Origin of the sequence: Kitasatospora sp. NPDC089797 (genome assembly GCF_040684795.1) — a bacterium.
In the GTDB taxonomy this organism is placed as follows: domain Bacteria; phylum Actinomycetota; class Actinomycetes; order Streptomycetales; family Streptomycetaceae; genus Kitasatospora.
Genome location: NZ_JBFBGS010000024.1, coordinates 1 through 23,898, shown reverse-complemented (window position 1 = coordinate 23,898; position 23,898 = coordinate 1). Strand labels below are relative to the sequence as shown.

16 protein-coding genes and 2 pseudogenes are annotated in these 23,898 nt (G+C 73.7%); 12 read left to right on the top strand and 6 right to left on the bottom strand.

The annotated features are described in order from the left end of the window. Positions 1-110: 110 nt before the first annotated feature. The 4 genes from AB0O91_RS20430 (at position 111) to AB0O91_RS20415 (ending at position 2,028) form a co-directional block, all read left to right on the top strand. Positions 111-341: a hypothetical protein gene (locus AB0O91_RS20430; RefSeq protein WP_363435030.1), complete on the top strand. Its 231-nt coding sequence runs from the start codon at positions 111-113 to the stop codon at positions 339-341. Between the two features lie 61 nt (positions 342-402). Next, positions 403-897 carry a hypothetical protein gene (locus AB0O91_RS20425; RefSeq protein ID WP_363435028.1) on the top strand — a complete coding sequence of 165 codons (495 nt, stop codon included), beginning with the start codon at positions 403-405 and terminating at the stop codon, positions 895-897. Next, the gene (locus AB0O91_RS20420; protein ID WP_363435025.1) at positions 894-1,502 is read left to right on the top strand and encodes a class I SAM-dependent methyltransferase; all 609 of its coding nucleotides are present in this window, start codon (positions 894-896) and stop codon (positions 1,500-1,502) included. Before AB0O91_RS20425 ends, AB0O91_RS20420 begins: the two co-directional genes overlap by 4 nt. A gap of 70 nt (positions 1,503-1,572) precedes the next feature. Then, a complete protein-coding gene (locus AB0O91_RS20415) occupies positions 1,573-2,028 on the top strand; it encodes a nuclear transport factor 2 family protein (RefSeq protein ID WP_363435022.1) in 456 nt (151 codons plus the stop codon). Positions 2,029-2,173: 145 nt separating this feature from the next. On the opposite strand, the pseudogene AB0O91_RS20410 reads toward AB0O91_RS20415, so the two are convergent. Together AB0O91_RS20410 and AB0O91_RS20405 are read right to left on the bottom strand one after the other, a co-directional pair. Beyond that, positions 2,174-2,863 (bottom strand): annotated as a pseudogene (locus tag AB0O91_RS20410) (histidine phosphatase family protein); the annotation flags it as partial. Positions 2,864-2,940: 77 nt separating this feature from the next. Continuing rightward, positions 2,941-3,861: an aldo/keto reductase gene (locus AB0O91_RS20405; protein WP_363435019.1), complete on the bottom strand. Its 921-nt coding sequence runs from the start codon at positions 3,859-3,861 to the stop codon at positions 2,941-2,943. Between the two features lie 94 nt (positions 3,862-3,955). Here AB0O91_RS20405 and AB0O91_RS20400 point away from each other — a divergent pair, with 94 nt between their 5' ends. From AB0O91_RS20400 to AB0O91_RS20390, 3 genes are all read left to right on the top strand, one after another. Then, entirely contained in the window at positions 3,956-4,924 is a 969-nt protein-coding gene (locus AB0O91_RS20400) for a D-2-hydroxyacid dehydrogenase family protein (RefSeq protein ID WP_363435016.1), read from the top strand. Positions 4,925-4,966: 42 nt separating this feature from the next. Further along, positions 4,967-6,013: a hypothetical protein gene (locus AB0O91_RS20395; RefSeq protein WP_363435013.1), complete on the top strand. Its 1,047-nt coding sequence runs from the start codon at positions 4,967-4,969 to the stop codon at positions 6,011-6,013. A 191-nt stretch (positions 6,014-6,204) separates the two neighbouring features. Then, positions 6,205-10,641, top strand: a complete 4,437-nt coding sequence (locus AB0O91_RS20390; RefSeq protein WP_363435010.1) for a hypothetical protein — start codon at positions 6,205-6,207, stop codon at positions 10,639-10,641. 135 nt (positions 10,642-10,776) lie between these two features. Here AB0O91_RS20390 and AB0O91_RS20385 read toward each other — a convergent pair whose 3' ends face one another. After that, positions 10,777-12,378 (bottom strand): M4 family metallopeptidase, encoded by a 1,602-nt coding sequence (locus AB0O91_RS20385; protein ID WP_363435008.1) that lies wholly within the window; start codon positions 12,376-12,378, stop codon positions 10,777-10,779. Between the two features lie 217 nt (positions 12,379-12,595). Here AB0O91_RS20385 and AB0O91_RS20380 point away from each other — a divergent pair, with 217 nt between their 5' ends. Further along, positions 12,596-13,924 carry a hypothetical protein gene (locus AB0O91_RS20380; protein ID WP_363435005.1) on the top strand — a complete coding sequence of 443 codons (1,329 nt, stop codon included), beginning with the start codon at positions 12,596-12,598 and terminating at the stop codon, positions 13,922-13,924. A gap of 77 nt (positions 13,925-14,001) precedes the next feature. Here the strand turns inward: AB0O91_RS20380 and AB0O91_RS20375 are convergent, their stop codons facing one another. After that, positions 14,002-16,104 (bottom strand): amino acid adenylation domain-containing protein, encoded by a 2,103-nt coding sequence (locus AB0O91_RS20375; RefSeq protein WP_363435002.1) that lies wholly within the window; start codon positions 16,102-16,104, stop codon positions 14,002-14,004. Positions 16,105-16,406: 302 nt separating this feature from the next. Between AB0O91_RS20375 and AB0O91_RS20370 the strand changes: the two genes are divergently transcribed. From AB0O91_RS20370 to efeU, 4 genes are all read left to right on the top strand, one after another. Beyond that, entirely contained in the window at positions 16,407-17,246 is an 840-nt protein-coding gene (locus AB0O91_RS20370; RefSeq protein ID WP_363434999.1) for an ATP-binding cassette domain-containing protein, read from the top strand. Positions 17,247-17,386: 140 nt separating this feature from the next. Further along, complete coding sequence (gene efeO, locus AB0O91_RS20365; protein ID WP_363434996.1) at positions 17,387-18,535, top strand: iron uptake system protein EfeO; 1,149 nt, start codon at positions 17,387-17,389, stop codon at positions 18,533-18,535. Positions 18,536-18,640: 105 nt separating this feature from the next. Beyond that, positions 18,641-19,945: an iron uptake transporter deferrochelatase/peroxidase subunit gene (efeB, locus tag AB0O91_RS20360; protein WP_363434993.1), complete on the top strand. Its 1,305-nt coding sequence runs from the start codon at positions 18,641-18,643 to the stop codon at positions 19,943-19,945. Between the two features lie 31 nt (positions 19,946-19,976). Then, positions 19,977-20,822: an iron uptake transporter permease EfeU gene (gene efeU, locus AB0O91_RS20355; RefSeq protein ID WP_363434991.1), complete on the top strand. Its 846-nt coding sequence runs from the start codon at positions 19,977-19,979 to the stop codon at positions 20,820-20,822. 333 nt (positions 20,823-21,155) lie between these two features. Here efeU and AB0O91_RS20350 read toward each other — a convergent pair whose 3' ends face one another. Then, positions 21,156-23,744 (bottom strand): FtsX-like permease family protein, encoded by a 2,589-nt coding sequence (locus AB0O91_RS20350; RefSeq protein WP_363434988.1) that lies wholly within the window; start codon positions 23,742-23,744, stop codon positions 21,156-21,158. A gap of 59 nt (positions 23,745-23,803) precedes the next feature. After that, a pseudogene (locus tag AB0O91_RS20345) lies at positions 23,804-23,898 on the bottom strand (ABC transporter ATP-binding protein); the annotation flags it as partial.

The window sequence follows — 23,898 nt, the reverse complement described above, 5'->3', positions numbered from 1 at the left end:
CGCCCCCCGCCGTACCTTTCCGTGCTCAACGAGCGCGCCGACGCGGGGACATGACCCGGAAGAGGGGTCTGGACGGGCGCGCATTGCCGCCGCGCCACATGCTGGGGGTCATGGAGACCAACAGCACGTCCGCACACCTGGTCGAGGTGGCCGAGTTCCGCACCGACAGCCGCTACCGCCTCGTCCACTTCGACGGCCACGGCTGGGAACCCCTCGGCCCCGAGGAGTTCGAACCCCGGGTCCACCAGCTCTTTCCCGAGCTCGACCCGCGCGATGCCGGCAAGGTGCACTGGGCCGACCGCCCCTGGGAGTGGCCGAGCTGGCACCCCGGCGAGGCATAGAACGCGTCAGGGGCGGCCCGGGAGGACGATCGCCGGGCCCGCCGACCGCTACGCTTTCCGGGTGACCGTGGATCACTTCTGGCGCCGCCTGCCAGGTCGGGCCGTGGACGCCTGTTCGCCGGAGGAACTCGGCGAACTGGTGCCCCGGAGCCGCGACGTCCGCTACGACCGGCTGGCCGCCGACGGACTCGCCCTCGGGGTGCGGCAGACCGCCGTCCTGATGGAACTCGCGCTCACCGAGAACGGCCTGCACCCCGACCCCGCCGCCCGGCTGCCCGTCTACGGCGGCCCGCACCGGGACACCGGGGCGGACATGCTGGTGCTGCGCCCCGAACAGGTCGCCGCCGCCTTCATGTTCCTGCGCGACTCCGCGCTCGGCGAACTCGTCCGCCAGCAGGACACGGTGCTCGCCCGCACCGTCGCCCAACTCGACTCCGCGCCGCCCTGGTCCGAGTCCTGGGCCGCCCGGGTGGTCAACGACCTGCGCGAGCTGCGGGACTTCTTCGCGGGCGCGGCCGCGGCCGGCGACGCGGTGGTCGTCCGGGAGTCGGCGTGAGCGCCGGTCCCGCGGGCACGGCCGGGTACGGCGAGGCGGCGGAGCAACTCGCCGTCCAGTACGAGAGCGTGGACTTCACGGCGGTCCACCGCACCCTGCTGCACCTCTACCCGGCCCCGCCCGCACGGGTGTTGGACATCGGCGCGGGCACCGGACGCGACGCGGCCGCGCTGGCCGCGCTCGGCCACCGGGTGGTCGCCGTCGAACCGACACCCGAACTGCGGGCCGCGGGGCGGCGCCTGCACCCGGACGCCGACATCCGGTGGCTCGCGGACGCGCTGCCCGGGCTGCCCCGGCTGAGCGCCGAGGGCGGGCGCTTCGACCTCGTCCTGATCACGGCGGTGTGGATGCACCTCACCCCCGCCGAGGGCCCGCCCGCGATGGCCGCCGTGGCCCGCCTGCTCGCGCCCGGCGCCCGCCTCGCCCTCACCCTGCGGCACGGCCCCGTCCCGCCCGGGCGCCGGATGTTCGACCTCCCGCCCGAGCGCACCGTCACCCTGGCGCAGGACCACGGCCTGCGGCTGCTGCACCGCGGCGAACGCGCGGACCTGCACGGGCGCGCGGACGTGAGCTGGACGGAACTCGTGCTGGAACGCGGGCGGTAGCGCCTTCGGCTGCGGTCGCCGGGGGCCGGTCGCGGCGGCCGGGGGCCGTCCGGCGGTAGTCTGACGCGTGATGGACGACAACGCCGCACCGAACCACCGGGCCGTCGAGAACCTGATCGCGCGCTACGCCGAGCTGGTCGACGACGGCGACTTCGCCGGGCTGGGCGAGCTGCTCGCCGACGCCGTCTTCGTCGGCAGCGGCGAGCCGCTGCGCGGGCGCGAGGCGATCGAGCGGATGTTCCGCGACACCGTGATCCGCTACGAGGACGGCACGCCGCGTACCCAGCACGTCACCACCAACCTCGCCGTCGAGGTCGACGAGCCCGCGGGCACGGCCGTCGCGCGGTCGTACGTCACGGTCCTCCAGGCTCTGCCGGAGCTGCCGTTGCAGGTCATCGCCGCCGGGCGTTACCACGACCGCTTCGCGCGGGTGGACGGGCGCTGGCGCTTCGCGGAACGCCGGGTCCGGATCACCCTGGTCGGCGACGTCAGCCGCCATCTGCGCCCGCCGGGGGCGCGGGGGTAGCGGCGGTCCGACCGCCGGGGCGGACGGCGGCGGGCGGGGTGCACGGGACGTCGGGCGAGGTGCGCGGGACGTCGGGCGGGCCGACCTCCCGCGCGGGGCCTCCGGTGTCGGGGCCTCCGGTGCCGGGGGCGTCGGGAACGCCGTCGAGGCGCAGCTCGGGCGGGAAGCCCGTCCACCGCAGCTCCTCGGGCAGGTGGGCCTGGTCGTTCAGCAGCAGGACGGCCGGGGGGCGGCCGGGGGCGAAACGCAGCACCGTGAGGGCGGCGTTGGCGGCGTTGAGGCCGAGCCAGCGCCAGGCGGGGGCGCCCAGGGCGTGGCGGACCAGCCAGCCGATCAGGAAGGCGTGGGTGATGACCAGTTCGTGCCGCTCCGCGCCGCCCGCGACCGGCCCGGTGAACCGTTCCACCGCCCGCCGGGCCAGCTCCGGCCCCCGGGAGCGCTCCTCGGCCGAGGCGCCCGCGAGGAACCGCAGCAGGAACTCCGCGCTGTCCTCCGGAAGTTCGGCGGCGGAGGGGACGTACGGGACGTAGTCGCCGGTCTCCTCGCGGACCGACACCGCCACCCCGTCGCCGAGCTGCTCCCGGACCAGCCGCGCGGTCTGCGCGGCCCGGGGGAGCGGGCCGTGGTGGAGCGCGGTGAGGGGGCGGCCGGCCAGGCGGCGGCCGAGCAGGACGGCCTGGCGCTGTCCGGCGGCGGTGAGCGCGCCCGTCCCGCCCGGACCGCCCGTCCCGGGCGGGGCGGCCGCCTCGGCGTGGCGGGCGAGGTAGAGGTAGCGGGCGGCGGTGGCGGTGGTGGTGGCAGCGGCGGTGGTCGTGGCGGCGGTGCGGTCGGGCACGGGCGGACTCCGGGGTGTCGCCGGGAACAGGGTGTCCCGAGCGACGCCCGCGGGGCCGCCCGCGGTTCCGGGTGGGGTCAGCCGGTGTGGGCCCGGTCCAGCAGGGCCAGCTCCTCCGCCGTCAGCCGCAGGGCGCCCGCCGCGAGGTTGTCCTCCAGGTGCGCCACGTCACCGGTGCCCGGGATGGCGAGCACGTGCGGCCCCCGGTGCAGCGTCCAGGCGAGCCGGACCCGGGCGGTGCTGATCCCGCGGCCCCGCGCCACCTCCAGGACCTCGGCGGGCTCCGGCTCCCCGGCACCGTCCTGCCGCCCGGCGCCCGCGATCGCGTAGAACGGGACGAAGGCGATGCCCTGCTCGCCGCAGAGCCGCAGCAGTTCGTCCTGCGCGGGCGAGGCGCCGATGCCGTACGGGTTCTGCACGCAGACGACGGGGGCGATGGTCCGGGCCTCGGCGAGCTGGTGCGGGTGGATGTTGGACAGGCCGAGGTTGCGGATCAGGCCGGCCTCGCGCAACTCGGCCAGCGCGCCGAAGCGTTCGGCGATCGGGTCGGTGCCGAGGACGCGCAGGTTGACCAGGTCGAGGTGGTCGCGGCCGAGTTGGCGGAGGTTCTCCTCGACCTGGGCGCGCAGCGCCGCGGGGGTGCGGGCGTGCTCGGTCCACTCGCCGTCGGGGCCGCGGGCCGGGCCGACCTTGGTGGCGATCACCAGGTCGTCGGCGTACGGGGCCAGCGCGCGGTTGACCAGCTCGTTGGCGGAGCGCAGCGGGGAGAAGTAGAAGGCGGCGGTGTCGATGTGGTTGACGCCGAGTTCGACCGCCCGGCGCAGCACCCGCAGGGCTTGCTCGCGGTCGCGCGGCACGGCGTCCGGCACCAGCGCCGGGCCGGTCTGCGGCAGGCGCATCGTGCCGAAGCCGATCCGGTGGACGGCGATGTCGCCGAGCTGCCAGCTGCCGGAGGCGGCGGCGGTCGGGGAGTCGTGGGGAGCGGTGTCGGAAGTCATGCCTGCCATGATCGTCGTGGGGCGGGCCCGATCACCACCGGGGGTACCCGGGGGTACCGGCCACCGGCCCCGAGCTGTCTGGTTAGCTGCCGTCATGACGCATCCGATCCTTCGCTGCGCCGTCCTGGACGACTTCCAGGGTGTCGCCACCCGCTACGCCGACTGGTCCCCGGTGGCCGACCGGGTCGAGCTCACCTGCTTCCGTGAGCACCACACCTCGGAGGACGAACTTGCCGCCGCACTGGCCGAGTTCGACATCGTGGTCACCCTGCGCGAGCGGGTGCCGTTCCCCGCCCCGCTGTTCGCCCGGCTGCCGAGGCTCAAGCTGCTGGTCGCCTCCGGCATGCGCAACTCGGTGATCGACCACGCGGCGGCCGCGGCGCACGGCGTCACCGTCTGCGGCACCGCCAGCTCCGGCACCCCGCCGGTCGAGCTGACCTGGGCGCTGCTGCTCGGCCTGGCCCGCGGCCTGGTCCAGGAGAACACCGCGCTGCGCGCGGGCGGTCCCTGGCAGAGCACCGTCGGCGCCGACCTGCACGGGCGCACGCTCGGGCTGCTCGGCCTGGGCCGGATCGGCGGCCTGGTCGCCCGGGTCGGACTCGCCTTCGGCATGGACGTGCTGGCCTGGAGCCGGAACCTGACGGACGGTCGGGCGGCCGAGGCGGGGGTGCGGCGGGCCGTCGACAAGGAGGAACTGCTGCGGGAGAGCGACTTCGTGTCGATCCACCTGGCCTCCAACGCCGAGACCCGGGGGTTGATCGGTGCCGCCGAACTCGCCCTGATGAAGCCCGGGGCCTACCTGGTGAACACCTCCCGGGCGGCCATCGTCGACCAGGACGCGCTGCTCGCCGCGCTCACCGACGGCCGGATCGCGGGGGCCGCCCTGGACGTCTTCGACACCGAGCCGCTGCCCGTCGACCACCCGCTGCGCAGCGCGCCCCGGCTGCTGGCCACCCCGCACCTGGGGTACGTCTCCCAGGACAATTACCGGCGGTACTTCGGCGAGGCGGTGGAGGACATCGCGGCCTTCCTGAAGGGTGAGCCGATCCGCCGTCTGGGCTGACGCCGGGCGCCGGGGCGGGGCCGCCGGTCGGATACTGGCCGCATGACGAGCGGAGACGGTGGTCCGGGGACGGGCCGACGCGGGGTGCTGCGGGCGGGGGCGGCGGCGGTGCTGCTGGGGGTGGCCGGGTGCGCGGGCGGGGCCGGGCCGCGGCCGTCGGCGTCGGGCCCGGGCACGGCAGCGGCGGGGGCGTCGACCGGGGCACCGACCGGCTCCCGGACCCCGACGGCCACGGTCGCCCCGACGGCCGGCCCGACCCCGCTGCCCGACACGCCGCTCTGGCAGCCCGGCCCCGGTGAGATCCAGCCCGACGTGAAGCGCCGCGCCGTCGAGCTGGTCGCGGCGCTCGGCGCCTGGTCGCCCGGCGGGCAGGGTGCCGAGGCGGCCCGGGCCCGGGTGGCGGCGCTGGGACTGCCACCGGGGCTGGCGGACCAGGCCGGGGCGCTCGCGCCGGCCGCCCCGGAGGCGGCCCTGGAGGTGGTCGACGCCCAGTACGGCGGGATCCTCGCCGACTCGGCGAGCGTGCTGGTGGTCTGCCGCCAGTGGACCAGGCAGCCGGACGGCTCGGTGGCCGCGGGCGGCACCACCGTGGACGTCCGGCTGAGCCGGGCCGAACCGCGCTGGACCGTCACCGCCCTGCACCCGGGCGAACCGGGCCCGGCCGCCGCCCCGCCCCCGCCCGCGGTGGCGAAGGTGCTGGCCGAACCACGGATCGAACTGCCGCCCGAGGCGCTGGCGGACCTGCGCAGCGGCCTGGTCCACGACACCGTCACGGCGGCGATGCTGCGGCTGGCCGGCCCGTACACGCTGTCGGTGAGCGTGGTGCGCAGCGGCCACCCGCTGGACGTCTTCGGCACCACCCGGCCCAGCGACCATCCGCTGGGCCGGGCCTTCGACGTCTGGCGGATCGACGGCCGGCCGGTGGTGGACCCGGCCACGCCCCGGCAGCTGATCGAGTCCTTCATGCGCGACGCGGCGGCGGCCGGTTCGTACAACGTGGGCGGCCCGGTGGCGATCGCGGGCGTCGGCAACCAGTTCTTCACCGACGACACCCACCACGACCACGTCCACGTCGGCTTCAACAGCTGACGGTTGACGGTGGGTACCGGCACCGTGGTGCCGGTGTGACGGACTTCCGATCGATTTGCCGAACTCTCGGATCATTTCCTTTCATCGGCGGTTCGGTGCACGCCCGATGTGCTCCCATGACGCTGCGGTCCGGCAACGCGGGACCGGATCGGCGACGACGCGCGGTCGTCGTGGCAGCAGGAGGGAGCACGGTGGCACCTCGGCCGGCAGGTGAGGCGGACAAGTTCGGGAACCGTTTCGAGGGGGCCTGGACGATCAGACACGCCCTGTACGTCCTTCTGGGGACGGGGGCCTCGCTCACCGTGGAGCCCTGCGGGACCTTGGGTGAGGGCGCCGAGTTCGTCTACCGGCGCCACGACGGTGTGACTGAGGCGCACCAGGTCAAGCGGCAGAACCGGAACGCGAACAGCTGGAACGTGGCCTCGCTCCGCGACAAGGGGGTCTGGACGCACCTCCGGGGCCATGTCGAAGCGGGCCGTGAGTTCCACTTCGTCTCCCTGGTGCCCGCCCGGGAGATCGACGAACTCGCCGACCGGGCTCGGCGTGCGGACCACCTCGCCACGTTCGAGGGGGAGTGGCTGACGGAGGGACTCCGGGGCCCCTTCGACGCCTTGACCGCCCGCGAGGTCTACGGGTCGCCCGAGACGGCCTGGCGCATGTTGAGGGGACTCCGGGTGGCGTGGCCCGACGAGCGGGACCTCGCCAACCTCAATGCGGCCCTGGCCGAGCAGGCCCTCGCCGGAGCACCGGGTCGGCTCTCCTCCCTTGCGCTCGGCGACCTCCTGCTGGACAACCTGGGCACCACGCTCGACGCTCCGACCATCGCCTCCCGGCTGGCCGCCCACGGCGTCCGGCGGGCCGATCGCCCGTACGGTGAGGCAACGGCGGATCAGGTGCGCAGCGCGACCACAGCCTGGGCGTCGAGCGTCGGGAGGGCGCTGCTGCGGCCGTCCGTGCCGCGGGAGGAGACGGACCGGCTGGTGGAGCACCTCACCGTCGGCCGCGAGCGGCTGACCCTGCTGACCGGAACCGCCGGAAGCGGAAAGAGTTCGGTACTGCACCAGGTCCACACCGTCCTTGCGGAGCAAGCCGTGCCGACACTGGCGTTCCGCCTCGACCGGATGGAACCGTTCTCCTCGACCCATGAGCTCGGCCGACGCATCGGTCTGACGGTATCCCCGGTCAGCGCGCTCGGCGTCGCCGCGGAGGGGCGGACCTGCGTCCTCATCATCGACCAGCTCGACGCCGTCAGCCTCGCCTCGGGACGGATCCCCGACACCTTCGACGCGGTGGCCGATCTCGTGGGCGAGGCGGCGGCCCACCCCGCCATGCGCGTCGTCCTGGTCTGCCGCGCCTTCGACGTCGAGGCGGACCCACGCATCCGCCGACTCACCGAGGCTGAGCCGTGCACCCACATCGCCGTCGAGTCCCTCTCCGATGAACAGATCGACACCGCGGTCACCGCGATGGGTCTCGATGCGGCCGAACTGTCGCAGGCACAGCGGACCTTGTTGCGTTCCCCGATGAACCTGGTCCTCCTGGCGCAGACGGCCGATCAGGGCGGCGCGCTGTCCTTCCAGACCACCAGGCAGCTCTTCGACGCCTTCTGGGACTCCAAGCGGCAGGCTTGTGCACGCCGACGCCCGTCGGTGCGGTTCCACGAAGCCGTGTCAGCGGTCGCGGCGGCCATGAGTGCGCGGCAGCGCCTCTCCGTACCGTACAACCTGCTCGACGCGGACGAACTCGCCTCGGGCACGGACGTGTTGGTCTCGGAACAGGTCCTCGTGCGTGACGGTAGACAACTGGCGTTCTTCCACGAGAGTTTCTTCGACTACGCCTTCGCCCGAGGTTCGCTCCTGCGGAACGAGACCTTGGAGTCCTTCCTTCTCGGCGGAAACCAGGAGCTCTTTCGCCGCGGGCAGGTACGACAAGTCCTGGACCATCTGAGGGATCTGGACCCGGAACGGTTCGTGGAGGAGGTCGAGGGCCTGCTGACCGGCCCGGGGATCCGTTACCACCTCAAGGACGTGACCCTGGCGCTCCTGCGCGGCCTGGATGCCCCCACCGAGGCGGAGTGGGACGCCGTGGCACGGGTGCTGGAAACCCGGCCCTCGTTCCGGGAACGGCTCGCGCACGCGGTCGGCAACGCTGCGTGGTTCGGCCGGGCGGACGACGCCGGGGCGGTCGAGGAGTGGCTGACCGGCGAGGCCGAGGAACGCGACTGGGCGCTGCGGATGCTGACCGGGGCGGTCGCGGCCGTGCCCGACCGGGTGGCGGGTCTCCTGGAGCCGCGGACGTCGGAGCCCGAGTACGGTTCGTGGCTGCTCCGGGTCACGTGCTTCGCTTCCGTCGGGGAGTGCCGCCGGCTCTTCGAGCTGCTGATCGACGGCGTACGGGGCGGACTCCTCACCGATCGCGAACACGAGCTCTGGTTCTCGGTGAGGGATCTCGCGGCCGAACAACCAGCTTGGGCAGTCGAGTTGCTCGTCGTATTGCTGGCGGACCGGCCGGGCGCGCTCCGGATCGGCGATGACGGCAAGGCCACCGCACTCCTCAGCCGCGATGACGGCGCCGTCCGGTTGGTGACGGCCGCTGCCGAAGGCGCCCCTGAGGATTTCTGCGGTCGACTCCTGCCCGTGCTCCTGAAGGTCATGGAGGCCACCGCCCATCCGGCACAGGCGGGACTGGCCGTCTTCGACCGGCACTTCGCGTTCCAGTACGACGATGGCCGGCCAGGCACCCTGGGCGAGGCCCTGTTCCAAGGCATGGTGACGGCGGTGCAGACCGTCGCCGGTCGGGATCCGGTTTGCGCGCTCACCCTCTCCGACGGCCTCGCGGCCTCGCCCTACGACGCGGCGCAGTGGCTTCTCTACCAGGCGCTCGCAGCAGCCGGTCAGCCCCTCTCAGCCCGGGCGGCCGAGATCCTCCTGCAGGGCAGGCATCGATTTCTGTCGGGTCACGGGGCCAACGCGGCGTGGGGCGCGCGCCAGGTACTCCGCGCCATCGGCTCCTCGCTGCCCGACGACATGCTCCGCCGACTGGAAGAGAGGATCCTTCATCTGAGGGTCCCACCAGATGAAAAGTTCTCGCCCTGGCACGAGTTCACTCTGCTGTCGGCGCTGCCCGAGGACCGTCTCTCCGACCGGGCCGCCCGCCGGTTGGGAGAGCTCCGCAGACGCCACCAGGACCGGCAGCAGCCGGACGAGCCTCTAGGAGTGCGGGGCGGGATCGTCGGGCCGCCCATTCCGCTGGGCTCCGCGCAGCACATGAGCGACGATCAGTGGTTGAGCGCCATGCGGAAGCACGGCGAGGACCGGACTGACTGGCGGGCTTTCACGGGTGGGGCCTGGCAGCAGTCCCAGGTCCTTCAGACCATGACGCAGGCGGACCCACTGCGGTTCGCCCGGCTGGCACTGCGAATCGATGCCGGGACACACCCGGCCTACGGTTCAGCCCTCCTCCGGGGGCTGGGCGACGCCGAGCCGATCGAGTCGGAGGCGGTCTTCGCGGCGATCCGCCGGTTGGCAGGTCACGGAGATCCGGCCCTGGACCGATGGTTGGGGTGGGGACTGCGGAGGTACCTCGACCGCGTTCCGCCGGATCTGGTGCAGTTGCTCGTGACCATCGTGCTCGCCGCCGACCAGGGGGAGGACGACGGCGACGAGGTCGGAGACACGGACCGCGACCTCCTCACGGCCGGGATCAACACCGTGCGGGGCAGTGCGGCCGAATGCCTGGCCGACCTTCTGCTCCACGACACGGACGGGTCGCGGATTGCCTCCGTGCTACCGCATCTGAGCCGGATGGCCGCCGATCCCTCGCTCCCCGTCCGGGCGTGCGCAGCCCGCGTTCTGCACGTCGCACTGCGCCGGGACCGCGCTGCGGCGACGGACGCGTTCGGCATTCTCATCTCGGCTCCGGACCAACTGCTGGCCTCGCCGTACGTGGCCTCCCTGGTCGTGGCCGTCTGCCACGGAGCCCCGGCGGAAGGTCGACCGGTGATCGAGCGGATGCTGAACTCGCCGGTGGTGGCGGTCCGTCGGGTCGGTGGGCAGATCGCAGCGCTGGCAGCGATGCAGTGGGAACTGCCGGACCTGCTGGCGGCGGTCCTGGTCGGTGGCGACGGCGCGCAGCGGCAGGGAGCCGCTGAGGTCTGCGCTCAGCGCCTCTCGGACACCGGTGATGCGGGACTGGCCCATCGGGCACTCGCCGGGTTCTTCCACGACGCGGCGGCGGACGTGCGCGAAGCGGCAGCCGCAGTCGCGGCCATGCTGAGGGGTAAGCGGCTGGGCCCGTTCCGCCGAACGCTGACCGGCCTCATCGGATCCCCGGCCTTCCAGCCGGCCCTGGCACAACTGCTGCTCACCCTCGAACAGGCCCCGGACCGGGTCGACGACCTGATCCTGGCCGCTGCACGGCAGTTCATCGCCGTGTCCGACCCAGACTCCACCGACCTGGCGACCGATGCGGCGGCTGATGCCCACCACATCGGTCGGCTGCTGACGCGCGCCTATGCACAGGCCGGCACGGCCCCGCGCCGCGCCGAGGTCCTCGACCTGCTGGATCACCTGCTCCTGCTGGGGGCCTACGGCGTCGCCGAGGCGATCGGCACCGTGGACCGCGCCTGACGGGCTGCCCGCAGCCGGGCGTCGGAGTGGTGCGCCCGGCCGGGGCCCTTCGGAGGCTCCGGCCGGATCGTCACGGTGCCCGGCGTGGTGTTCGGTGCCCCGAGTGGACAGGCGGGCGGTCCCTCGGAAACGGTGTCAGTTGACGCTGACCGCGCTCCAGGCGGCGGCGACCGCCTTGTACTCGGTGCTGTTGGCGCCGTAGAGGTCGCGGGCGGCGTTGAGGGAGGCGGTGCGGGCGCCCTTGTAGGTGGTGGTGGAGGTCATGTAGACGGTCAGCGCGCGGTACCAGATCTTGGCGACCTTCTGGTTGCCGATGCCGGTGACGGTGGACTTGTTGCAGGTGGGGCTGTTGTAGGCGACGCCGTTGACGGTCTTGGCGCCGCTGCCCTCGCTGGCGAGGTAGAACCAGTGGTTGCCGACGCCGGAGGAGTAGTGGACGTCCAGCTTGCCGACCGAACTGGTCCAGCAGTCGGCCGACTTGCCGTCCAGTGAGGGCTTGTCGAAGCGGCGCAGCCACGGCGGGGTGGACTGGTCGCTGAACAGGTAGTCGCCGGTGTCGATCTTGTTGTTGGCGTACCACTCGACCATGGTGCCGAAGATGTCGCTGGTGGACTCGTTGAGGCCGCCGGACTCGCCGCTGTAGCGCAGGTTGGCGGTGGCGCTGGTGACGCCGTGGGTCATCTCGTGGCCCATGGTGTCGAGGTCGACCTGCTCGGGGTCGGTGCTGCCGTTGCCGTCGCCGGTCATCATGCAGAAGCAGTCGTCGGACCACTGGGCGTTGTCCCAGGCGGTGCCGACGTGGACGAAGACGGTGGCGCCCCGGCCGTCGTTCTTGATGCCGTTCCGGCCGTGGACGTTCTTGTAGTAGTCGTACGTCCAGGCGGTGTTGGCGTGGGCGTCGACGGCGGCGGTGGTGCGGTTGGCGGAGAACTTCTTCCCGTCGCCCCAGACGTTGGTGGTGCTGGTGAACGGGGTGCCGGAGCCCGCCTTGACCGAGGAGGCGGAGAGGTTGCCGGCGTCCTTGGTGACGTGGCCGCGGACCGGGTCGGTGAGGGTGTAGCCGCCGGAGGTCGGGGTGGTGTCGACGGTGACCTTGCCGGTGTACTCGGAGTTTCCGGTGCCGGCGGCCTGGTGCTCGGCGTCGAGGGACTCGATCTGCTCGCCGGTGGTGGCGTCGGTGACGACGACCTTGCCGGCCGGCTGGCCGTGGTCGCCGGTGCCCTCGACGCGGGTGCGCCAGGCGAGGCGCGGGGTGCCGTCGGCCGCCCAGACGACCAGTTCGGGGGTGCTGACGGCGTCCCGGACGCCGGGTGCGGCGGAGAGCGCGTCGGCGGCGCCGGTGTGGGCGGGCACCTTGGGGACGGTGGACTTCACGGCGGCGTCGTGGGCGGCCGCGCGCGAGGAGTCCTTGAGCCCGCCGCGGGCGTCCTGGTGGACGACCAGGTCGCCGCCGACCACCGGCAGGCCCTGGTAGGTGCGGTCGAAGCGGACGTGGGAGGTGCCGTCACCGTCGAGGACGACGTCCTTGAGGACGAGGTCCTGGCCCGCGCCGAAGCCGAACACCCCGGGGTTGTGGGTGACGTTGGCGCGGGCCCGGGCTATCGCGGTGTCGCGGTCGGCGGGCCCGGCGGGGGCGGCGGCGACCGGTCCGGCCGGGACGGCGACGGCGGCGAGGGCGGCGACGAGGGCGATGGCTCCGGCCGTGCGGGCACGGCGGAAGGAGGGGGCGGGGCTCACGCTGACTCCCGTGGGGGTGGGGTGCAGGGAAAGGGACGGCAAAAGAGCTGCGACCGAGATTGACGGCGATCAGTCAGATTCAGCTAGAGGGAAGGTCATGATTTTGCCAAGTTGTGTCCTGTTCAGATCAAAATTGATCGAAACCCAACAGGCGCTCCCCACCGCCCTCATGACGGTCGACCGGCGACGGCGCGCTCGAGGCCCTAGGCTCTCGCCCATGGACGGATGGGTGGGGGCCTGGACCGGCGGGCGGGCGGCCGTGCACCTCGGCAACGTCGCCGACTTCAACGCGCAGTTCCTCGCGCCGGGGACGGACGCCGCCCAGCGGGCCCGCCGGCTGCGCCAGGCGCACCACTACGCCTGCCTCGCGGTCGGCTACAGCCCCGAACCGGCCGTACTGGTGCTGCCCGCCGAGCTCGACCGGGCCTGGATCGACTGGCCGGCCCGGGAGTTGGAGTGGGGCCCGGTCGAGGTGCACAGCGGCCTCGCCGTCGACCGGACCCTCGCCGAGGCGCTCGCCGCCCGGCCCGCACTGGCCGCCCGGATCGCCGACTGCGCTCGCCCCGTGGTCAGTTGGGGCCGCACCCCGGCCCAGGGCGAAGGGCCCGAGCTGGCCGCCACCCGCCGCTACGAGTCCAAGGCCGCCGCGCACGGACTGTTCACCGCCCTCGCGGCCCACCACCCCGGCATCGTGGTGCCGCGGCAGGAGCGGCCGGACGGCCGGCGCCGCGCCGCCCGGCGGCTGACCGCCCGCGCCGCCCGCGGCCTGACCACCGTGCTGAAGAGCCCGCACGGCGTCGGCGGCCACGGCACCGTCCTGGTCGAGCCCGCCCAGCTGTTCGCCGCGGGCGGCGGGGGCGCCCTGCTGCGCCGCCTGGTCCGCTCCGAAGCCCTGCCGCCGGACGGCGAGTTGCTGCTGGAGGAGTACGTGGACCCGGGGCCGGCGGCCCGGCTGCGCGACCTCACCTACGATGCCGTGATCGGCCCGGACGGCACCGTGCACCCGGTCGGCGCCGGCGTCATGGAGGTGGCCGGCACCCACTACCAGGGCGTCACGGTCGGCCCCGGCGTCGTCCCCCGGGCGGCCGAGGAGACGGCCCGCCGCTTCACCCTCGCGGTGGGGGAGCGGCTGGCCGCCGAGGGCTACCGGGGCTGGTACGACGTCGACTTCGTCACCGACCGGCAGCGCCGGCTGGCCCCCACCGAGACCAACCTGCGGCTCACCGGCCCGGCCGTCGCCTTCATGCTGCGCGAACGGCTGGACCGGGTGCGCGGCCCCGGCCACCTGGTCCGCACCCTGGACGCGCTGCCGCTCGGCGCCCGGCTCGCCCCCGAGGCGCTGTACGACCACCTCGACCGGCTGCGCCCGCGCTGTGCCCGGCTCGGCGTCACCCTGCTGCCGCTGATCCCGACGGCGGGTCACGAGCCGGAGCCCACCGTCGGGATCGCCCTCGCCGGGCCGGACGCCGAAGCGCTGGACGCCGCCCGGGCGCTGGTCGAGGCGGCCGGGCACGGGCTGACCGGGATGTTCGAGGCGCTGCGCTGAAGCCGCGGCTGCTCCGGAGCGGAACCCCCGGCTGCTCCGGAGCAGGACCCCCGGCTACTCCGGAGCGGAACCCCCGGCTACTCCGGAGCGGTCCTCGGCCTGCGGAACAGGAAGACCACCACCACCAGCGCGGCCAGCATCAGCGGGACGTTGAAGACGTAGACCAGCGCGGTCTCGCGCGGCCAGTCGGTGGCCGAGGTCAACCGGTACAGGTTGTCCTGCGGCCACCAGGAGGCCAGCAGCCAGAACACCGAGACGTGGGTGAGCAGGGTCAGCGGCAGCGAACGGCCCTGGCGCAGCAGGGCCGGCAGGCCGAGGAGGAGGAAGGCCAGCCCGCCGCCGAAGGCCAGGTCCTCGCACAGGTAGAGCAGCCCGAACCAGAAGTGGTACCCCGTCGGTACCGCCGAGAGGTCGGTGGCGCCCGGGTACAGCCGGTCGGTGAGGAGCCAGGCGACGAAGGCGAGGAACGGCGTGAGGGCGGCCGCGGCGCAGCCGCGCGAGCCGTCCGCCTCCCGGCGCCCGCCGCCCGCCGTGCCGCCCGCCTTTCCGCCCCGGGCCCGGCCGCCCGCCTTGGCCGAGCGCGGCGCGGTGTGCCGCGGCGGGGCCGGCAGCGGCAGCGCGGCGCGGTCCAGCTTCCCGGCCCGGGTGCGCGGCAGCTCGGGGACGGGGATCACCGCGGCCGGTGCCGAGTGGCCCCGCAACTCGGTCACCAGGTACTGGGTCAGCGACCAGCCGTCCGCCCCCTCCGGAGCGCCCCGGGTGGGCACCGCGTAACCGACCAGGGTCCGCTGCCCCGGCGTGGGCTCCACCTCCACCACGGCCGCCTCCCGCACCGCCGGGTGCGCCCGCAGCGCGCCCTCCGCGCGGGCCGCCGCCGTCACCCGGGTGGTCACCGTGGTCGCCCGGTCCGCGCCGAGCGGGCCGACCACGGTCGCCGCCCGGCCGACGAACTCCAGCACGCCGTCGGCCCGGAGCAGCCCGAGGTCACCGGTCAGCAGCACCCGCCCGTCCGGGTCGAAGTCCGCCCGGACGAAGCGGCGCGCGGTGTCCGCCGGGCGGTTGAGGTAGCCGCGGGTCAGGCCGGAGCCGGCGACCGCGATCTCGCCGACCCGACCGGTCGCCACCGGGGCTCCGGTCGGGCCCAGCACGTACACCCGGGTCCCGGGGAACGGCCGGCCGACCAGCGAGACCCGCTCCGCGCCCTCGGCGGTGGCCGTGCCGCGCACCTCGAACCAGGTGCTGTCCACGGTGGCCTCGGCCAGCCCGTAGACGTTCAGCACCCGGGTGAAGTCGCCGAGCAGCCGCTGCAGGGCGACCTGCTCGTCCAGGTACCACTTCTCGGCGCCGACGGTCACCAGCCGTACCCCCGGCAGCCCGGTGCCGCCCTCGGTGAGCAGGGCGGTGAGGCGGCGCGCGGTGCGGACGTTCAGCTCCATGACCGTGATCCGCTCCTGGACCACCAGGGCGGGCAGGGCGCCCAGATCGGCGGTGCGGTCCAGGGTGAGGTTGAACGGGGTGACCACGAGGGTGGCGCCGCTGCCCAGCGCCCGGATCCAGTCGGCGGTGAAGACGTCGAACTCCAGGCTGGCGGTCTGCAGGATCCGGTCCTCGGGCGCCAGCCCGTACACCTCCCGCCAACCGGCGTACGCGGCCAGCAGGTTGCGGTGCTCGACCAGTGCGCCGGCGGGCAGGCCGGTGGAGCCGGAGGTGTAGAAGACGCAGGCGAGGTCGCCGGGGGCCACCTCGGGGCGCTCGAACCCCCGCTCCGGGAGGTCGGGGCCGTCCAGGCAGAGCAGCCGCCCCGCCGCGCCCGCGTCGGCCAGCCGGTCCCCGTGGCGCTCCTCGGTCAGCACCAGGTCGGGCGCGGCGTCGGCCAGTACGTGCCGCAGCAGCCCGTCGGGCGCCGTCGGCTCCAGCGGCACGAACGCGGCGCCCGCCTTGAGCACCGCCAGCAGCGCGACGTACACCTCGGTGCCCCGGCCCAGCGCGACCGCCGCCCGGCCGCCGGGGGCCAGCCCGCTCGCCGCCAGGTGGGCGGCCAGCCGGTCCGCCCGGGCGTCCAGCTCCCCGTACGTCAGCTCCGCCGCGCCGCAGCGCACCGCCACGGCCTGCGGCGCCCGTCGGGCCTGCCGCTCCACCAACTCGTGCAGCCCGGCCGGTGGTTCCTCGTCCGCGACCATCACGCCTCCCCTCGTCCCCCCTCGGAAAGGCTCCATGTTCCTCCCCGACGCCCGCGCTGCGACAGGGTTTCGGCGGCAGGCATCGGAGCCGGAACGGACCGGACCGGACACCGGTGTCACGGGTGGGGCGGCCGGGACGGACGGGGTCGGCCCCGGCGGACGTCGGACCCCGGGTCCACCCCTCGGACGGCCGGGCTCCGCACCGACGGACGGTTGTACCGTGCACACGGACGATCGGCGCCGGCCGTCCGGTGCGGCGCCGCGCCCGTACCCTGCCCGGTGCAGCGATCGGAGAGCGCCCCATGACCACGTCCGACCCGTCCTTCGACGGCCCGCTGCTGCGCACCCGGGAGGTCGACGTCGTGCGCGACGGCCGGCACCTGCTGCGCGGCATCACCCTGGAGATCCAGCCCGGTGAGCACTGGGCGCTGCTCGGCCCCAACGGCGCGGGCAAGTCCACCCTGCTCGCGCTGCTCGGCGCGGTCTCCCACCCCACCCGGGGCACGGTGGACGTGCTCGGCCGCCGACTGGGCCGGGTCGACATCCGGGAGCTGCGCGGCCACCTCGGGCACGTCAACCCGCGCCACCCGCTGCGCTCGCCGCTGACCGTCCGCGAGGTGGTGCTCACCGGCGCCACCAACACCATCGAGCCGGAGTGGCACCGCAAGCCGGCCCCCGGGGCGGTCGAGCGGGTCGAGCAGCTGATCGAGACGCTCGGCATGACCGCGATGGCCGAGGCCGAGTGGACCACGCTCTCCCAGGGGGAGCGCGGCCGGGTGCTGATCGCCCGCGCGCTGATGCCCAGCCCCCGGCTGCTGCTGCTCGACGAACCCGCCACCGGGCTCGACCTCACCGCCCGCGAGCTGCTGCTGGACAGCCTGGACCTGCTGCGCCACCAGCACCCCGAGCTGGCGAGCGTGCTGGTCACCCACCACCTGGAGGAACTGCCCGAGAGCACCACCCACGCGCTGCTGCTGCGCGGCGGGGAGTGCGTGGCGGCCGGCCCGGTGGACGAGGTGATGACCACCGAGCTGATCAGCGAGACCTTCGGCCACCCGATCCGGATCAGCCGGCACGAGGGCCGCTGGACGGCCCGGGCGGCGGCCCGTCGGGCACCGGGCGGGCCGCGGGCCGGGAGGTAACGGTTCGGGCAGGACGGGGGCTGGGTGTGGACGGTAAAGACTTCTTACGTAAGGTATGCCTTAGCTAAAGAGGAGGCGCCGGCCGAGCCGGCGCTTTACCCGTCCTTGGCACCCCCCTGCCCTTTTCCGTTGGAGCCCCCATGCCCGCCCGCCGCCGTTCCACCGCAGCCGCGCTGCTCAGCCTCGCCGTGGCGACCGCCGCCCTGGCCGGCTGCGCGTCGAAGAAGGACGACAAGGCGGGCGGCGCGGACGCGGTCAAGGTGAACGCCACCGACACGGCCTGCGAGGTCTCGAGGACCAGCTTCCCGGCCGGCCACGTGGTGCTGGAGATCAGCAACAAGGGCTCCAAGACCACCGAGGTCTACGTCTACGCCGCCGGCGACAAGATCGTCACCGAGCGGGAGAACATCGGCCCCGGCACCAAGGCGACCATCAACGCCGAGATCAAGGCCGGCAGCTACGAGGTGGCCTGCAAGCCCGGCATGGTCGGCGACGGCATCCGGCAGAAGATCACCGTCACCGGCGAGGGCGGCAGCACCGCCCCGGCCGACCCGCGGCTGGCCGCCGCCGTCGACTCCTACCGCGCGTACGCCCAGCAGCAGGCCGACGCCACCATCCCGGCCGTCGAGGCCTTCGCCGCCGCGATCAAGGGCGGCGACCTGGAGAAGGCCAAGTCGCTGTACGCGCCCTCGCGCACCGGCTGGGAGCGCACCGAGCCGGTCGCCGAGAGCTTCGGGGACGTCGACCCCAAGACCGACACCCGCGAGGACAAGCTGGAGCAGGGCCAGGCCTGGACCGGCTGGCACCGCCTGGAGAAGGCGCTCTGGGCCGACGGCCGGATCGGCGACGAGGAGAAGACCCTCGCGGATCAGCTGGTCGCCGACCTCAAGGACTGGCAGAAGAAGATCCCCGAGGCGGAGATCACCGCGACCAGCATGGCCAACGGCGCCAAGGAACTGCTGGACGAGGTCGCCACCAACAAGATCACCGGCGAGGAGGACCGCTACAGCCACACCGACCTGGCGGACTTCCACGCCAACGTCGAGGGCGCCCAGAAGGCCTACGAGCTGCTGAAGCCGGTCGCCGCCGAGAAGAACCCGGAGCTGGCCAAGACCCTCGACTCCGAGTTCGCCGCCATCAACGCCCTGCTCGCCAAGTACCGGCAGGCCGACGGGACGTTCACCCCGTACGACAAGGTCACCGAGACCGAGCGCAAGGCCTTCTCCGACGCGGTGAACTCGCTGGGCGAGCCGCTGTCCAAGCTGGCCGCCGCGGTGGTCGTCAAGTAGTCGCTCACCGGCGGTGGTTCGGCACTGCCCGCACCACCGCCGGTCAGCAGCACCACAGTTCAGCAGTTCAGCAGTTCCGCAAGAGTGAGAAGGGCCCGCCCGCCGATGGACGCCGAGAACGAGCAGCAGCACGGCGGTCCGGCCGCTGCCGCCACCGCCAACCCGGGCGCGGTGAGCCGCCGTGCCGTCATCGGCTGGGCCGGCGCGGGCGTCGCGCTCGGCGCCGCCGCCGTGGGCTCGGTCGCCGTCGCCGCCCGGCAGGACGACGACCCGGCCCCGGTGGCGAACGCCACGGCCGGCGGGGAGGTGCCCTTCTACGGGGACCACCAGTCGGGCATCGCCACCCCGGTCCAGGACCGGCTGCACTTCGCGGCGTTCGACGTCTCGGAGAAGGCGACCCGGGAGTCCCTGGTCAAGCTGCTCAAGGAGTGGACCAAGGCGGCCGCGGCGATGACCGGCGGCCGCGAGGTCGGCACCGGCGCCGTCCCCGACTCCGCCGAGGCGCCGCCGGACGACACCGGCGAGGCCCTCGGCCTGCCCGCCTCCCGGCTCACCCTCACGATCGGCTTCGGGCCGAGCCTGTTCGAGAAGGACGGCACCGACCGGTTCGGCCTCAGGGCCCAGCGCCCCGACGCCCTGGTCGAGCTGCCGAACTTCAAGGGCGACAAGCTCGACCCGCTGCGCAGCGGTGGCGACCTGTGCGTCCAGGCCTGCGCGGACGACCCGCAGGTGGCGGTGCACGCGATCCGCAACCTGGCCCGGATCGGCATGGGGACGGTCAACATCCGCTGGTCCCAGCTCGGCTTCGGCAAGACCTCCTCGACCACCCCGGACGAGCAGACCCCGCGCAACCTGATGGGGTTCAAGGACGGCACCCACAACATCGCGGGCACCGACACCGCCAACCTGGCCGAGCACGTCTGGGCCGCCCCCGGCGACGGCCCGGAGTGGATGACCGGCGGCTCCTACCTGGTCGCCCGCCGGATCCGGATGCACATCGAGACCTGGGACCGCGCCTCGCTCAAGGACCAGGAGGACACCTTCGGCCGCACCAAGGGCGAGGGAGCCCCGTACGGCAAGGGCAAGGAGCGCGACGCCCCCGACCTCAAGGCGATGCCCGCGACCGCCCACGTCGCACTGGCCCACCCGGACGCCAACAACGGCCTGATGATCCTGCGCCGCGGCTTCTCCTTCACCGACGGCACCGACGGCCTCGGGCGGCTGGACGCCGGACTGTTCTTCCTCGCCTACCAGCGCGACACCCGGAAGGCCTTCGTCCCGCTCCAGCAGCGGCTCGCCGCCTCCGACAAGCTCAACGAGTACATCCAGCACGTCGGTTCGGCCCACTTCGCCTGCCCGGCGGGCGTCCGGAAGCCGGGCGAGTGGTGGGGCCAGTCCCTGTTCGGTTGATCCTTCCCCCCACGAATCCGAGGAGTCAGCCGTGTTCGGCAACTACCTGATCGGCCTGCGCGAAGGCCTCGAGGCCAGCCTGGTCGTCTGCATCCTGATCGCCTACCTGGTCAAGACCGACCGCCGGGACAAGCTGCCGCCGGTGTGGCTCGGCGTCGGCGCGGCCGTGGTGCTGTCGATGGCCTTCGGCGCGGTGCTGCAGTTCGGGTCCTCGCAGCTCACCTTCGAGGCCCAGGAGGCGCTCGGCGGATCGCTGTCGATCATCTCGGTCGGCCTGGTGACCTGGATGGTGTTCTGGATGCGGCGCACCGCCCGGCACCTGAAGACCGAGCTGCACGGCAAGCTGGACGCCGCGCTCGCGATGGGGACGACCGCCCTGGTGGTCACCTGCTTCCTGGCGGTCGGCCGCGAGGGCCTGGAGACCGCGCTGTTCATCTGGTCGGCGGTGCAGGCCACCGACGACGGCTGGAACCCGCTGATCGGCGCCGCGCTCGGCCTGCTCACCTCGGTGGTGCTCGGCTGGCTGTTCTACCGCGGGGCGCTGAAGATCAACCTGGCGAAGTTCTTCACCTGGACCGGCGCGATGCTGGTCGTGGTCGCGGCCGGGGTGCTCGCCTACGGCGTGCACGACCTCCAGGAGGCCGGCTGGCTGCCCGGCCTGCACGCGACCGCCTTCGACATCTCCAGCACCGTCCCCAAGGACAGCTGGTACGGCACCCTGCTCAAGGGCGTGTTCAACTTCCAGCCGGACCCGACCGTGCTCCAGCTGGTGGTCTGGCTGGCCTACCTGGTGCCGACCCTGGCCGTCTTCTTCGGCCTGTTCGGCGGCGGCAAGGCGAAGCCCGCCCAGCTGGTCGCCGCCGAGCCGGCCGCCTGACCCGGCACCTCACCCCGTACCGACCACCGCCCCGTCCGGCACCCGCCGGGCGGGGCGGTGTCGTCGGTACGGGCCGCCGTTCGTACGGGCCACGTTCGGTACGGCCCGCCGTTCGTGCGGGCCCGCCGTGCGGACGGTCCCGGGGGCGGGTAGGACAGGCCCCGCCGTGCGGACGGTCCCGGGGGCGGGCACGGCAGGCCCCGCCGTGCGGACGGGCCCGGGACGCGTACGGCCCGGAGCACGGACGGACCCGGTGGGGCCGTGCCCCCGGACACGCCGGAGCCCCGGACGGTCGAACCGTCCGGGGCTCCGTGCGTCACACCTGGCGCCGGCCTACTGGCTCTTGATCGAGTCCAGGATGTCCAGCTTCGCCGCCCGGTGGGCCGGCCAGAGCGCGGCCAGCAGGCCGATCACGGCGGCCGCGAGCAGGAAGCCGGCGATCTGCAGCGGCGGCACCACGGTGGCGACGCCCGTGAGGTCGGACGCCAGCGTCCGGATGACCGCCCAGGCGGACAGGACGCCCAGGCCGACCCCGACCAGGCCGCCGAACAGCGCGATCAGCAGCGACTCCAGCCGGACCATCCGGCGGATGCCGAGCCGGTCCAGGCCGATCGCCCGCAGCATGCCGATCTCCCGGCGGCGCTCGAAGACCGACATCGCCATGGTGTTGACCACACCGAGCACCGCGATCACCACGGACATGCCGAGCAGCCCGTACATCAGGTTGAGGACGTTGGTGATGGCCTGGCGGCTCTCCGCCTTGATGTCCTTCTGGCCCTTGACCTTGATCAGCGGGTTGCCGCCGGTCGCGTCCCGCAGCGCCTGCTTGAGCTGCTCGGTCGCGCCGTGCTCGCCCTTGACCAGGACCTTGTTCAGGCCCGAGCCGGGGCGCGCGTGCGGGCCGACCACGTTCTCCGGGGCGATCACGCCGGCCAGCGCGGTGTTGGCCTCCAGGACGCCGCCGACGGTGAGCGAGCCCTTGGTGCCGTCCGGGTAGGTGACGGCGAGGGTGCTGCCGACCTTGTAGCCCGCCTGCTCGCTGCGGCCGGAACTCACCAGCAGCTTGCCCTGCTTGAGGGCGTCCGCGGAGCCCTCCTTGATCTTGATGGTGGCCAGTTGGTCGATGGTCGCCGGGTTCACCGCGGTCAGCCACTCGCGGTCGGCGCCGTCCTCGCCGTGGGCCTCGTCCTTGCCCTCACCGAGGGTGACCCGGAGCCCGCGCTCGGCGCTCACCGCGCTGACACCGGGCGCCTTGGCGATCTGGGCGGCGGCCTCCGCGGAGAGGTCCGAGCCGTTCGCCATGGCGACCGTGTAGTCGGCCTTGATGTCGCTGTCGCTGGAGGAGTCCACGGCCTTGTTCACCGAGGCGCCGATCACGGTCAGCGAGGTGATCAGGGTGACGCCGATGGTCAGCGCCGAGGCGGTGGCCGCGGTGCGGCGCGGGTTGCGGACGGCGTTCTCCTGGGCCAGCTTGCCCGGGGTGCCGTACACGGCGCGCAGCATCGGGGCGAGCAGCGCGATCAGCGGCCGGGACAGCAGCGGGGTCAGCACGAACACGCCGAGCAGCAGCGCGGCCGTGCCGAGACCGACCAGCTTGACCTCCTTGCCGCCCACTCCGGCGGCCAGGGCGCCGGCCCCGGCCAGGGTGAACAGCAGGCCGACGGTGTTGCGCACGCGCAGGCTCTTCTGGGTGGCGGGCTGCTCGGAGGCGCTCATCGCCGCCACCGGGGCGATCCGGGAGGCGCGGCGGGCGGGCAGCCAGGCGGCCACCAGGGTCACCAGCACGCCGACCGCGAGCGAGACCAGGACGGTCAGGGGGGAGACCAGCAGCGGGCCGTCCGGCAGGTTGGCTTCCATCGGGCCGTTGAGCAGGGTCCGGAGGCCGACGGCGATGCCGATGCCGGCGACCAGGCCGCCGACCGAGGCGGTGAGGCCGACCAGGACGGCCTCGAGCTTCACCGAGCGGGTGATCTGTCGGCGGGTGGCGCCGACGGCGCGCAGCAGGGCCAGTTCCTTGGTGCGCTGGGCGACCAGCATGGAGAAGGTGTTGCCGATGATGAAGACGCCGACGAACAGCGAGATGCCGGCGAAGCCCAGGAAGAAGGTGTTCAGGACCGTGGTGAGCTTGCCGATCATCCGGTCCTGCTCGGCGGCCAGCTCGCGGCCGGTCTTGGCCTGGAGGTTGTCGCCCTGGGGGAGGGCCTGCTGGACGGCGGTGAGCAGCGCGGCGTCGTCGGTGCCCGGCTTGGCCTTGACGTCCAGCTCGGAGTACTGGCCGGGGCTGAGGAAGAGCTGCTGGGCGGTGGCGGTGTCGAAGGCGGCGAGCGAGCCGCCGGCCATCACCCGGGGGTCGTTGGTGTGCAGGGTGCCGGTGAGCTTGAGCTGCATCACCGGGCCGTTGACCGCGGCCCGGACGGTGTCGCCGACCTTGTAGCCGCCCTTCTCGGCGGTCCGGGTGTCCAGCGCGATCTCGGTGGCGTCCTTGGGTCCGCGGCCCTCGACCAGCGGGTAGCGCTGGTCGGTGCCGTCGGCGCCCGGCACGTAGTTGGTGCCGGTGGTGGAGAAGCCGTCGCCGATCAGCGCGCCCTTCTTGTCGGCGATGCCGGTGAAGCCGCTGACCACGCCGCGGGCGTCGGCGGTGCCGGGCAGGGCGGCGACCTTCCGGCGGACGTCCTCGCTGAGGGTCGGGCCGTCGTCGGCGCTGCCGCCGTGGTCGTAGCCGGGGCCCGCGGCGGTCCGGTCGCTGACCGTGACGGCGATGTCGGCGTAGCTTTTGGAGTTCTGGGTCCGGAGGGCCTGGCCCATGGTGTCGCTGAAGATGAGCGTGCCGGCGACGAAGGCGGTGCCGAGCATGACGGCCAGCATCGTCATCAGCAGTCGGCCCTTGTGGGCCAGTACGTTGCGCAGTGCGGTGCGGAACATGAGGGAGCGTCAGTCCTGGGGGTACTCGGGGATCGGTGGCGTCGAGTGGCTGAACGGGCTCAGCTGGTGCGGCCCTTGGCGTCGAAGCGGCGCATGCGGTCCAGGACGGTGTCGGCGGTGGGGTGGTGGAGTTCGTCGACGATGCGGCCGTCGG